We start from the raw sequence: 12,562 nt of genomic DNA, 5'->3' as shown, positions 1-12,562 counted from the left end.
GGTCGGTATCTTTATATCAAAATGTAAAAATGACGTGAACGGCATTTTTCGCAACGCAGCAATTGGGCTAAACTAGCCGCTAATGTATTCAAACAATTACAGCAGCACGGACCATGACCACCAGCACCCATCAGCGTCTCCGCGAGATCCCCTATAACTACACATCGTATTCGGACCGGGAAATCTTCATCCGGCTTCTGGGCGCACCCATGTGGGCGCTGCTGGAAGAGTTGCGCAGCGAGCGCAAAACCGGCCGTTCTGCCCGCATGTTGTTTGAAGTGCTGGGGGATATCTGGGTGGTGGACCGTAACCCCTACCTGGTAGACGACCTGCTGGACAACCCCAAGCGCCTGTCGGCCCTGGTGGAAGCCATGCACCATCGCCTGCAGGAAGTGGAAAAACGCCGCGAAGGCAATGACAAGGTGGGTCAACTGATTGCCGCCGCCCGCCAGGCGGTGAACGCCTTCGAGCAGCAATTTGCCGAAACCCGCGAACTGCGTCAGGCCATCCTGAAAAAGCTCAGCCGCCACACCCGCCGTGACAACATCCTGTTTGATGGCCTTGCCCGTGTGTCGCACGTGACCGACGCCACCGACTGGCGCGTGGAATACCCCTTCGTGGTGCTGTCGCCGGATACCGAAGAAGAAATCGCGCCGCTGGTGCGGGCGCTGATCGAACTGGAACTGACCATCATACCGCGTGGCGGTGGTACCGGTTATACCGGCGGAGCCGTACCGCTGGACCGCCGCAGCGCCGTGATCAACACCGAAAAGCTGGTGCAGCACAACGGCGTGGAATACATCGCCCTGCCCGGCCTGGATGGCCAGCGCGCCACCATCCAGTGCGGTGCCGGTGTGGTCACCGCCCGCGTGGCCGAGGCGGCCAGTGCTGCCGGCCTGGTGTTTGCCGTGGACCCCACCTCGGCTGAAGCCTCCTGTATCGGCGGTAATGTCGCCATGAATGCCGGCGGCAAGAAAGCCCTGCTGTGGGGGACTGCGCTGGACAATCTGGCCAGCTGGAAAATGGTGGACCCGAACGGTAACTGGATGTTTATCGAACGGATCGGCCACAACTACGGCAAGATCCACGACGTGGACGTGGCCAGCTTCCGCATCACCCGTTACAAGGAAGACGACAAGACCGTCCTGTCCACCGAGCAGCTGGACATCCCCGGCCCCACTTTCCGTAAAGTCGGCCTGGGCAAGGACGTGACCGACAAATTCCTGGCCGGCCTGCCCGGCGTGCAGAAAGAAGGCACCGACGGTATCATCACCAGCGCCCGCTTCGTGCTGCACCGCATGCCGGCGCACACCCGCACCGTGTGTCTGGAATTCTTCGGCACCGTGGCCCAGGCTACGCCGGCCATTGTCGAAATCACCGACTACTTCAAGCCCGGTGGTGCCGGCCATGCGGCAGGCGTGCAACTGGCCGGTCTGGAACATCTGGACTGGCGCTATGTGCGTGCCGTGGGCTATGCCACCAAGGCCAAGAGCAAGGGCAGACCAAAAATGGTCCTGCTGGCCGATATTGTCTGCGACGATGAAAACGCCGTGGCCGAGGCCGCCAGCCAGGTGGTGCGTTTCGCCAATGCCCGTACCGGCGAAGGCTTTATTGCCGTTACGGCCGAAGCGCGCAAGAAATTCTGGCTGGACCGCTCGCGCACTGCCGCCATCTCGCGCCATACCAATGCCTTCAAGATCAACGAAGACGTGGTGATTCCGCTGCCGCGCCTGGGCGATTACTCCGACGGCATCGAGCGCATCAATATCGAATTGTCCGTCGCCAACAAGCTGCGCCTGCTGGATACACTGAGCGAATACTTCCAGGGCCGCCTGCCGGTGGATACCGAAGGCGGTACCGTTTCGGCCGACGAAATCATTGGCGAGCGTCGCAGCTCCGCACTGGAGCTGATTTCCGCCCTGCGTCAGCGCTGGCAGTGGCTGCTGGACAATCTGGATGCGCCGTTTGCCCAGTACCGCGCGCTGTGGCCGGAGGCACCGCTGGTGGATGCCAACGCCAACCCGTCCAGCGTGTTCATCGCCATGCGCGATTTCCAGCTGCGTGTCAGCTGGAAGGACGAATTGCTGAACGATCTGGAAAACCTGTTCTCCGGCAAGGCCGACGCACCGATTCTGGACGCCGTGCATGCACTGCACCAGAAAGTGCTGCGTGGCCGCGTGTTCGTGGCGCTGCACATGCATGCCGGTGACGGTAATGTGCATACCAACCTGCCGGTCAACTCCGACGACTACGACATGCTGCAAACCGCGCACAAGGCGGTGGCACGCATCATGGAACTGGCACGCAGCCTGAACGGCGTGATTTCCGGCGAGCACGGCATCGGCATTACCAAGCTGGAATTCCTCACCGAAGAAGAAATCGCCCCCTTCCGCGCCTACAAGCAACGCGTGGACCCCAAGGGTCATTTCAACCGCGGCAAGCTGTTGCCCGGTGCCGACCTCACCATGGCCTACACCCCGTCCTTCTCGCTGCTGGGTGCGGAATCGCTGATTCTGGAGCAATCCGACATCGGTGCCATTTCCAACAGCGTCAAGGACTGCCTGCGTTGCGGCAAGTGCAAACCGGTGTGCTCCACCCACGTGCCGCGCGCCAACCTGCTGTACAGCCCGCGCAACAAGATTCTGGGCGTCGGCCTGCTGACCGAGGCCTTCCTGTACGAAGAACAGACCCGCCGTGGCGTCAGCCTGAAGCATTTTGACGAGCTGTCCGATGTGGCCGACCACTGCACGGTATGCCACCGCTGCGTGAAACCCTGTCCGGTGAAGATCGACTTCGGCGATGTCTCGGTCGCCATGCGCAACTTCCTGCGCAAAACCGGCAACAAACGCTTCAACCCCGGCACTGCGCTGGGCATGGCCTTCCTCACCGTCAAGGACCCGGCCACCATCAAGGCCATCCGTGGCGGCCTGGTCGGTTTTGCCTACAAGGCACAACGTCTGGGTTACAGCGTGGGCAAGAAGCTGCACCTGACCGGCGGACAAACCAAGCAGCCACCGTCCACCGTCGGCAAGGCACCGATCAAGCAGCAGGTGATCCACTTCATCAACAAGCCGATGCCAGGCGGCCTGCCCAAGAAAACCGCCCGCGCGCTGCTGGATGTGGAGGATGCCAATGTGGTGCCGGTCATCCGCAACCCGCAAGTGGCGGAAGATGCCGAAGCGGTGTTCTACTTCCCCGGCTGCGGCTCGGAACGCCTGTTCAGCCAGGTGGGCCTTGCCACCCAGGCCATGCTGTGGCATGTGGGCACCCAGACCGTGCTGCCGCCGGGCTATCTGTGCTGCGGCTACCCGCAAACGTCGGCAGGTTACGCCGACAAGGGCGAGGCCATCACCACGGAAAACCGCGTGCTGTTCCACCGTCTGGCCAACACGCTGAACTATCTGGACATCAAGACCGTGGTGGTGAGCTGTGGCACCTGCTACGACCAACTGGCCAAATACCGCTTCGAGGACATATTCCCGGGCTGCCGCATCATCGACATCCATGAATACCTGATGGAAAAAGGCCTGAAGCTGGAAGGCATCGGTGGTCAGAAGTATATGTACCACGACCCCTGCCACACCCCGATGAAGGCCTACCAGCCGCTGGATGTAGCCAACAAGCTGCTGGGCGGCGGCGTGACCCTCAGTGACCGTTGCTGCGGCGAATCCGGCACCTTTGCCGCCAGCCGCCCGGACATTGCCACCCAGGTGCGCTCGCGCAAGGAAGAGGAAATCAACAAGGATCTGGCCAAGATCGGTGCGACCGAACAGCCGGTGAAGATTCTGACTTCCTGCCCGTCCTGCCTGCAGGGCCTGTCGCGCTACAGCCCGGATACCGGCACCGAAGCCGACTACATCGTGGTGGAAATGGCCAAGCACATCCTGGGCAAGAACTGGATGAAGGACTACGTGGAAAAAGCCCGCAACGGCGGTATTGAACGCGTGCTGCTGTAAACCATCACCCTGGTATTACCCTACAAACCGCAGGCTACGTTACGGCCTGCGGTTTTTTCATGGCTGAATGCAAGACACCGGGCGATGCAGACGGTAGGTGCGCTGCAGCCAGCCATACAGCGGGCGCTGCGTGAAGCCCTGCCGCCATTGCCTGATCACCTCGGGCAGGCAGGCCTGCATCGCCGTCTCATCCCCATGCCACGGCAGCATCGGCCACAGCAGGGAAGCGGCAGTCAGATCGGCCCGGCTGAAGGCATCCCCCACCAGATAATCCCGCCCTTGCAAGGCGGCCTGCAGCGTATCCAGCGCCCGTTCCAACTGTGGCAAGGCGGCGACAGCGCTCTGCGGGTTGATCCGCATCTTGTAAAACATGGCGTGGCGGATCAGGCCGAACAGTGCCTGAAACACCAGTCCCTGGCCACGCGACGCACCACGTAGCAAAAAAGCCATCGCGTACTGACGCTGGCGCAGTACGTGAGAATAGAACCACAAGCGCAGGGGCACGCCGATTTCCTCGCCCAGCCAATGCTCCCACTCCCGTGCCCGCCTGGCCTGCGCTTCGGCGACCGGCGTCAGGCCATACTGCGGCCAGCGCAGATCCAGGTAGTCGATGATGGCGGACGAATCCTGCACGATATACGGCCCATCACACAGAATCGGCAGGCACGTTTCCCGCGCCAGCCGCTTGCTCCATAGCAGATGCAGCGCAGGTAGCAGATTCACCACCCGGTAGGGCTGTTGCTTGGCATCCAGCGCCCAGCAGACTTTTTCGCAGAAATGGGAAAAGGGAAATTGATAGAGTGTCAGCATCAGCCGGTCCGGCCTCGTGTTGGCAGAGCCAGCATGATGCCACGCAATGACATGGGCATTACCGGCTGTCTGACCGGATATTGCGCCAGATCAGACCGGTAATTCCGGACTAGCCAAAAGCAAAAGGAGGCTTGCGCCTCCTCTTGCTTGAGCACTACATACTGCGAGTGAGCTGCCGCTGTGCGGCTATTAATGCTGTTTATGGGCAATCTTGTGATGATGCTTCACCGCATGGCGGTGGTGATGCTTGTTCACATGCTTTTTGGCAGCTTGCGCCTTTTGTGCGGCAGGTGCCGAAGCGGCCTTGCGGGCCTTCTTCACCTGATGATGTTTTTTCTTGGCGTGATGCGCCTTGGCATGAGCCTTGGCCGGCGCAGCTACCGCAGGCTTGGCAGCCGGGGCGGAGGCATCGGCAGCAAAACCGGCAGCGGAAGCCAGACCAAACACGGCGGCAAGGGCAAGGGCGGCGATCTTTTTCATGGTCATTCTCCCGTAAGGCGACTTTGTTGGGTTGCGGGGACAGCGTGTTTGCTGTCTCCATGAACTGCATCTTAGGGAGGGCAGAGCTGCGCGTCTGTGAGACTCTTGTAAGGCCGTGTAAGCGCTCGTAACCGCCTCAGCCCGCAGCCGGAGCCGGTGCCTGCACGCGGGTGACCAGCAGCTGGTCGATACGGTAATTGTCGATGTCCACCACTTCAAACTTGTAGCCGGCGTACTCAACATGGTCGGTACGCTTGGGAATCTTGCGCAGCATATACATCATGAAACCGGCAATGGTTTCGTAGTTCTCGTCATCCGGGAAGCCATCGATATCCAGCGCGCGCAATACGTCCTCCACCGGGGAGGCACCGTCCACCAGCCAACTGTCGGCATCGCGCTGCACGATCTGGTCTTCCTGGCTTTGCGACACCAGGTCGCCCATCACCGTGCTCATCACGTCGTTCAGCGTGATGATGCCCACCACCAGCGCGTACTCGTTCATCACCACGGCAAAGTCCTCGCGCGAGGCCTTGAAGCGCTCCAGCAGCTCGGACAGGGTCAGGCTGTCGGGGATGATCAGCACATTGCGGATGGTCAGCTCACGCTTGATCGACACGCTTTGCTGGTTCACCAGCCGGGTCAGGATGTCCTTGGAATCCACATAGCCAACGACAGCATCCACCACGCCGTCACACACCAGATACTTGGCATGCGGGCTGTCGGCAATCTTGCGCTTGATGCTGGCTTCCTCTTCCTGCAGGGTGAAATACACCACGCTTTCGCGTGCGGTCATCGACGACGGCACGGTGCGGCTTTCCAGCTCGAACACGTTTTCGATCAGGTGATGTTCCTGCTCCTGCAATACCCCGGCCTCGGCCCCGGCTTCCATCATCGCCACGATATCGTCCGGCGTCAGGTCGTCCGGCCGCGCCGTGGGCAGGCCAAACAGGCGGAACAAGGCATTGGCCAGGCTGTTGAACAACCACACCAAGGGCATGAACAGCCGCACGCAGGCCTGCATCGGCCGCACCACGCGCACCGCAATCTGCTCCGGTGCCGACATGCCCAGCCGCTTGGGCATCAGGTCGGCAAACAGCACGAACAAGGCCGTGACGGTGACAAAGGACAGCAGAAAGCTGACCCGCTCCACCCAGTCGGCGGAGAAAACCAGATGCAGTGCCTGGGCAAAATAGGGGGTAAAGGCCGCTTCACCCATGATACCGGCCATGATGGCCACGGCATTCAGGCCGATCTGCACCACGGTAAAGAACAAGCCCGGCTGCGCCTGCAAGGCCAGCACGCGCTCGGCGCGCACGTCGCCCTCCTCGGCCATTTGCCGCAGTTTGATCTTGCGTGCCGCCGCCAGCGAGATTTCCGATACGGAAAAGAAGGCACTGATCAAAATCAGTACGGCAATCACCATCAGGTTCTGAACCAGATTCACACAGTATTTCCAGGGGGTTAGCGACGAGATGTCTTGTACAGAATAGCAGTCCCGCATGACAGGACTGAACATGTGGACAGTTGAATCAGTATAACAGACGAAAAAAACCTGCAAGGCGGCAGCACGGTAGAATGGGCGACATCCATCAACAGAATATGGCGATCTGATCATGACTTGTCCGCTTTGCACCCTGCCTGCCGGTGAATTGCTGTACGAAGATACCCAGTTGTGGGTATTGCTGGTTGAAGAGGCGGGTTATCCCGGCTTCTGCCGCGTCATCTGGAAACAACATGTGCGCGAAATGAGCGACCTGGATCCGGCTGACAGCCATCACCTGCTCAACTGGGTCATCCTGACCGAAAAAGCAGTACGCGCCGTCATGCAGCCGGACAAGATCAACCTGGCCAGCCTGGGCAATGTAGTCCCCCACCTGCACTGGCATGTAATTCCGCGCTTTGCCGATGATGCCCATTTCCCCAGCCCGATCTGGGCCAGCCCGCAGCGCGAAGGTGCCAACCATGATCTGCCGCAACTGGCCAGCCTGCTGCGTGCCGCCCTGCAAAAACTGCAGGCAGACTGATGGCCGCCAACCAGGCCAGCTTGCCCGCGGCCATGGCTTCTGTGTAGGCTAGAGCGGTCCTGCCGGGTTGCCAGCACCTACCGGCAGACATGCGGAACCGCTTTCAAGCCGGCCCCTGGGCCGGCTCGTAAGCGGCTCCTCCCGAGACAGGCAGGCCCTTGCAGCCTGCCCACCACTCACTCAGGAGTTGCCGATGTACACCACCCTCATCAGCCCGGCCCAGTTACAGCAGCTAGATCCGGAACATACCGTCATCCTGGACTGCCGCTTTCAGCTCACCGACCCGGAATACGGTCTGCACGCCTATCAGGCCGGCCATCTTCCCGGTGCCCTTTACCTCAATCTGGATTACCACCTGTCAGGCGTAAAAACCGGCAGCAATGGCCGCCACCCGCTGCCGGACGGCCAACGTCTGGCGGTGGATCTGGGTGCCGCCGGCATCACCGGCGATGTGCAAGTGGTGTGCTACGACGACGCCGGTGGCATGTATGCCGCCCGCGCCTGGATGCTGCTGCGCTGGCTGGGCCATGCAGCGGTAGCGGTACTGGATGGCGGCATCCAGGCCTGGCAGCAGGCCGGCGCCACGCTGGAAACCGACAAGAAGCGCCATATGCCGCGCCGCTTCCCGGTCAATGCCGGCCTGGTGGAAACCGTGGAAGCCGGCGACGTACTAGCCAACCTGACAGAACAGCGATTTGTGGTGGTGGATGCCCGCAGCCCGGAACGCTTCCGTGGCGAAGGCGAAACCATGGACCCGGTCGGCGGCCATATCCCCGGCGCACGCAACCGCTTCTTCCAGCACAATCTGGATGGCACTGGCCGCTTCAAGGACCCGGCGACCTTGCGCAGCGAATGGGAGGCAGTGCTGGCCGGCACCAGCCCGGAAGAAATCGTGCATCAGTGCGGTTCCGGCGTCACCGCCTGCCACAATCTGCTGGCGATGGAACATGCCGGGCTGAGCGGCAGCCGCTTGTATCCGGGCTCATGGAGCGAATGGTGCAGCGACCCGGAGCGCCCGGTCGCCCGCTAAGTTACCTAAGTTACCTAAGTTACCACCATGACAAAACCGCCGCCTGCGCTATCCGGGACGGCGGTTTTTCGTCACAGGCCAGCTCAGGCCAGAATGAAACGCTGCAACAACTGCTGACCTGCCGCCCAGCTTCCCAGCCCGGCATGGCTGCCCATATGACCGGCCTTGCCGGCATCCAGCAAGCGCACGCCCCAGCCGGCGGCCATGGACTGGGCAGTGGCGAAATCACAAAACAGATCATCCCGGCTGGCCACCATCACCGCCGGAACCGGCAATGCGCCAGCGTCAGGTTGTTCGAAACCACCAAAGGCAGGCATGGCCGCTTCGTCGGGCAATTCGCCACTGGCACGCGCCCTTGCCTCGGTAATCGGCAAGGCCGGCGGTGCCACCAACAGCACGCCCTTGATGCGCCGCTGCGTGGCCAAATCCACCGTGCGCAGCCAGGCCACCGTGGTATGACAGCCCAGGCTGTGCGCCGCCAGCACAATGCGGCCGGGCGTATCGCGCACCAGTGCATCCAGCGCCGCCACCCATGCCCCCCGCTCCGGGTACAGCCAGTCCTGCTGCTGCACGCGCCGCGCCAGCGGGTAGGTCAGCTCCCACAGGGTTTGCCAGTGCTTGTCCCCGGAATTACCCCAGCCAGGCACGGTAATCAGCACCACATCATCATCGTCCAGCATCATCACCCTTGCTTGTTGCCGGTGCAGCAACGCTGCGCATGCTGCTCCGTGGTTGCGCCCTGTCTGCCAGGACGGTTTTGTCATACACAGCACAGGCTAAAACGCTTTGCCGCAGAATGCAAAACCGCCGGCATCACCGGCGGTTTTAAAGGGAAAACAGCAAGCTCAATGACGACCCGGCCCACCCTGATCCGGCCAGGGCTCACCCGGACGTCCGTCACGCGGCCCATGCCCGCGGTGGTCTTCTCTCTCATGCCAGCCATTGTCATGATGACCATGCGGGTGTTCGCGCAGATAACGCGGCGCATATTCCTGGCGATACCACTGGTCCTGCACGAAATACACCCGGCGATCGCAGGCATGGTAACGGCTGCAATAGCGATCCCAATGCCGGGCATGACCAGGCGGCACCCGCAGGTAGATCGGGGGCTGGGCCACCACCACCGGGCTGACAATCACCGGCTGCGGATACAGCAAAGCCGGTGGTGGATAATTGCCAATATCCAACTGGCCGTAAAAGCCTGGCTCACCGATATTGACGGAAATACCGACATTGGCCGCCAGCGCCGGGGTGGCGGCGGTCAATGCCAGCAAGCAAAACAGCAGACGATGTTTCATGGCGCGTCCTGAGATAAGTGTTGTTCACGCTCACCTGCGGCAAGCCAAAGGCAGCGCAGGCAATCTGCCCCGATGCCTTCATCCTAGCCCCGCCAACCTGCCACCGGTGAAAACAATCATTGCGATGTGTTAGCAATCGCAACCGGCTCAACACAAATTCATCAAGCAGCAGCCGGCATCGCTCAGGCCGGCAGCTCCAGTGCGTAATCCACGATCAGCGGCGCATGGTCGGAAAACTTCTCCTCCTTGTAAACCGATGCGCTCCTGGCCAGGGCCATCAAGGACGGGGTGACAATGTGGTAGTCGATACGCCAGCCCACATCCTTGGCATAGGCCTGACCGCGGTTGCTCCACCAGCTATAGCCGGGTTGCTCCGGATACAAGGTACGCCAGACATCACACCAGCCCACGCGCCCCAGCAGATCGCTCATCCAGGCGCGCTCTTCCGGCAGGAAACCGGAGTTTTTCAGGTTTCCCTTCCAGTTTTTCAGGTCGATTTCATTGTGAGCAATGTTCCAGTCGCCACAGATCACGATATCCCGGCCAGCCGCCTTCAGTTGTTCCAGATGCGGCATGAACACATCCAGAAACTGGAACTTCACCTGCTGGCGTTCATCGCTGCTGGAGCCAGAAGGCAGATACAGCGACACCACGCTGAGATTGCCAAAATCCAGTTGCAGAAAACGGCCTTCGGCGTCGATCCAGTCCACGCCCAGCCCTTCAATCACGGCGTCCGGCTGGCGACGTGTGTAGACCCCCACCCCGCTGTAACCCTTTTTTTCGGCATAGTGGAAATAGCCGGTCATGCCATCCGGCGCACGCATGCGTTCGCTCAGGTCTCCCGCCTGCGCCTTCAATTCCTGCACGCAGACAAAATCAGCCGCAATGCCGGACAACCAGTCAAAAAAACCCTTCTTGTCCGCCGAGCGGATGCCATTGAGATTGGCTGAAACGATTCGAAGCAATGCAGTCTCCTGTGCTATCCTTGCCGGCAAATTTTCCAGCCGTTCAGATAGTTAACTAGTCTCTTAAGAGGAATGATATGAGCGATTTCCGCCAAGATTTTATCCGTTTTGCACTCGACAAGCAGGTACTGAAGTTTGGCGAGTTCATCACCAAGGCAGGGCGCAAATCGCCGTACTTCTTCAATGCCGGCCTGTTTAACGACGGCTTGTCCACCCTGCACTTGTCGCGTTTTTATGCCAAGTCCATATTGGCAAGCAATATCGAGTTCGACATGCTGTTCGGGCCAGCCTACAAGGGTATCATCCTGGCAGCCGGCGCCACCATGGCCATGGCCGAACAAGGCCGCAACGTTCCCTTTGCCTATAATCGCAAGGAAGCCAAGGATCACGGCGAAGGCGGCACCCTGGTAGGTGCCCCGCTGCAGGGCCGCGTGCTGATCATTGACGACGTGATTTCCGCCGGTACTTCGGTGCGCGAGTCGGTGGAACTGATCCGTGCCGCCGGTGCCACCCCGGCGGGTGTGGCCATTGCACTGGATCGCATGGAGCGCGGTTCCGGTGAGCTGTCCGCGGTACAGGAAGTCGCACAGCAATATGGCATGCCGGTGGTGGCCATTGCCACCCTGAAAGACCTGCTGGGCTTCCTGGAAGGCAGCCCGGAACTGGCGCAGCACCTGGCTGCAGTACGTGACTACCGCGCCCAATATGGAGTGAACGAAAAATGACCAAGCATCTGCCTGCCTTGACCCTCTTGCTGGCTTGCAACACCGCCATGGCTGATGGTGCGCTGTACAAGTGGGTGGACGACGCAGGCAAGGTGCATTACAGCGATGCCGCGCCTTTGCAAAACCAGAAGCAGGGCGTGGCAGAACTGAGCCGGCAGGGCACGGTGCGCAAACAGGCAGAGAGCGAACAGGCCCGCCGCCAACGCGAGGCCAGCGAGGCGCAGCACAAGCTGGAGCAGCAACGCCAACTGGATAGCGCCCGTTACGACAAGGGGCTGCTGGAAAGCTACCGCAATATCGACGAACTGAAGGCCGACCGCGAGAAGCAGCTGAGCATTCTGCAGGCCTCGCTGGATGCCCAGTATTCGCGCCTGAAATCCCTCAATCTGCAACTGCGCGACATGCTCAAGGAGCAGGATGTCAGCCAGAAGATGCATCGCCCGGTACCGGCCGGCCTGCTGCATAACATCCAGGTCATCCAGCAGGAGCAAAAAGGGCTGGCCGCAGTTCTGGCCACCAAGCAGGCCGAGTACAACAGTGTGCGGCAGAAAATGCAGGAAGACATTAACCGCTACCAGCAAATCACCCATGGCAGGCAGTAAATGAAAAAAGCCGGACTACACCGGCTTTTTTCATCTGGCGGCTCCATGCCACTCACTGGCCACCGGCTTCCTTGCGCTTCCATGCCTCGTTCAATTGCTGGGTCTGCTGCTGCATCTGCTGTTTGGCCGCAGCATCGGCACTGCCGGCGGCAGCCAGCTCATCATTGGCCCGCTGTACTGCGGCTTGGGCATCAAGCAAGCGCTGATCAGCCTGCGACTTGGCGGTTTGCGCCTGCTTCAGCCGTTCAGCGGCCTGCTCCTGCACATTATTGGCCTGCTGATAGGCCATCTGCGCCGCCAGCAATTGCTCATCCACAGTCTGTGCCAGCAACGGCAGCGGCGTAGCCAATAGCATCACAAAGGTAAAATGTTTGATCATGCCCTTGCTCTCTCACTGGTATTGTTGACCCTGTCATTATCCACACCGAGGGCCGGCTTGACGATATCAGCGTGGCGGATCAGCACAAACAAAAAGCCCGGTCACCATGGCGACCGGGCTTTTCATTATCTGGTGGGTTGTGAGTGGCTCGAACACTCGACCTACGGATTAAGAGTCCGCTGCTCTACCAACTGAGCTAACAACCCGGGCAAAACGGTGGTGGGTCGGGCGAGATTCGAACTCGCGACCAACGGATTAAAAGTCCGCTGCTCTACCGGCTGAGCTACCGACCC

At 60.5% G+C, this 12,562-nt stretch carries 12 protein-coding genes and 2 tRNA genes; 5 read left to right on the top strand and 9 right to left on the bottom strand.

Going from position 1 to position 12,562, the window contains the following annotated elements; translation table 11 throughout:
* The first annotated feature begins 113 nt into the window (after positions 1 to 113).
* Complete coding sequence (locus DLM_RS21800) at positions 114 to 3,956, top strand: DUF3683 domain-containing protein (RefSeq protein WP_089082820.1); 3,843 nt, start codon at positions 114 to 116, stop codon at positions 3,954 to 3,956.
* Between the two features lie 57 nt (positions 3,957 to 4,013).
* Here DLM_RS21800 and DLM_RS21795 read toward each other — a convergent pair whose 3' ends face one another.
* From DLM_RS21795 to DLM_RS21785, 3 genes are all read right to left on the bottom strand, one after another.
* Positions 4,014 to 4,766, bottom strand: a complete 753-nt coding sequence (locus tag DLM_RS21795) for a glutathione S-transferase family protein (protein WP_089082821.1) — start codon at positions 4,764 to 4,766, stop codon at positions 4,014 to 4,016.
* 189 nt (positions 4,767 to 4,955) lie between these two features.
* Positions 4,956 to 5,246, bottom strand: a complete 291-nt coding sequence (locus DLM_RS21790) for an acid-shock protein (RefSeq protein WP_089082822.1) — start codon at positions 5,244 to 5,246, stop codon at positions 4,956 to 4,958.
* Positions 5,247 to 5,382: 136 nt separating this feature from the next.
* Positions 5,383 to 6,690, bottom strand: a complete 1,308-nt coding sequence (locus DLM_RS21785) for a hemolysin family protein (RefSeq protein WP_197077153.1) — start codon at positions 6,688 to 6,690, stop codon at positions 5,383 to 5,385.
* Positions 6,691 to 6,859: 169 nt separating this feature from the next.
* Here DLM_RS21785 and DLM_RS21780 point away from each other — a divergent pair, with 169 nt between their 5' ends.
* Positions 6,860 to 7,270 (top strand): HIT family protein, encoded by a 411-nt coding sequence (locus tag DLM_RS21780; RefSeq protein ID WP_089082823.1) that lies wholly within the window; start codon positions 6,860 to 6,862, stop codon positions 7,268 to 7,270.
* Positions 7,271 to 7,463: 193 nt separating this feature from the next.
* On the top strand, positions 7,464 to 8,300 hold the full coding sequence (locus DLM_RS21775) for a sulfurtransferase (protein WP_089082824.1): 837 nt from the start codon (positions 7,464 to 7,466) through the stop codon (positions 8,298 to 8,300).
* An 83-nt stretch (positions 8,301 to 8,383) separates the two neighbouring features.
* Here DLM_RS21775 and DLM_RS21770 read toward each other — a convergent pair whose 3' ends face one another.
* The 3 genes from DLM_RS21770 to DLM_RS21760 form a co-directional block, all read right to left on the bottom strand.
* Entirely contained in the window at positions 8,384 to 8,983 is a 600-nt protein-coding gene (locus DLM_RS21770; RefSeq protein WP_231959931.1) for an RBBP9/YdeN family alpha/beta hydrolase, read from the bottom strand.
* A 162-nt stretch (positions 8,984 to 9,145) separates the two neighbouring features.
* Positions 9,146 to 9,598 (bottom strand): hypothetical protein, encoded by a 453-nt coding sequence (locus DLM_RS21765; protein ID WP_089082825.1) that lies wholly within the window; start codon positions 9,596 to 9,598, stop codon positions 9,146 to 9,148.
* 182 nt (positions 9,599 to 9,780) lie between these two features.
* Entirely contained in the window at positions 9,781 to 10,563 is a 783-nt protein-coding gene (locus DLM_RS21760) for an exodeoxyribonuclease III (protein ID WP_089082826.1), read from the bottom strand.
* A gap of 77 nt (positions 10,564 to 10,640) precedes the next feature.
* On the opposite strand from DLM_RS21760, the gene pyrE reads away from it, so the two are divergent.
* Together pyrE and DLM_RS21750 are read left to right on the top strand one after the other, a co-directional pair.
* On the top strand, positions 10,641 to 11,288 hold the full coding sequence (gene pyrE / locus DLM_RS21755) for an orotate phosphoribosyltransferase (RefSeq protein WP_089082827.1): 648 nt from the start codon (positions 10,641 to 10,643) through the stop codon (positions 11,286 to 11,288).
* Positions 11,285 to 11,890, top strand: a complete 606-nt coding sequence (locus DLM_RS21750; RefSeq protein ID WP_089082828.1) for a DUF4124 domain-containing protein — start codon at positions 11,285 to 11,287, stop codon at positions 11,888 to 11,890. Before pyrE ends, DLM_RS21750 begins: the two co-directional genes overlap by 4 nt.
* Positions 11,891 to 11,942: 52 nt before the next feature.
* Here the strand turns inward: DLM_RS21750 and DLM_RS21745 are convergent, their stop codons facing one another.
* From DLM_RS21745 to DLM_RS21735, 3 genes are all read right to left on the bottom strand, one after another.
* A complete protein-coding gene (locus tag DLM_RS21745) occupies positions 11,943 to 12,269 on the bottom strand; it encodes a hypothetical protein (protein WP_089082829.1) in 327 nt (108 codons plus the stop codon).
* 130 nt (positions 12,270 to 12,399) lie between these two features.
* A tRNA-Lys gene (locus DLM_RS21740) sits at positions 12,400 to 12,475 on the bottom strand.
* 11 nt (positions 12,476 to 12,486) lie between these two features.
* Positions 12,487 to 12,562, bottom strand: a tRNA-Lys gene (locus tag DLM_RS21735).

Source organism: Aquitalea magnusonii (assembly GCF_002217795.2).
Lineage (GTDB): Bacteria > Pseudomonadota > Gammaproteobacteria > Burkholderiales > Chromobacteriaceae > Aquitalea > Aquitalea magnusonii_B.
Note: the sequence above shows the minus strand (reverse complement) of the source record. Positions and strands in the feature narration are given on the sequence as shown.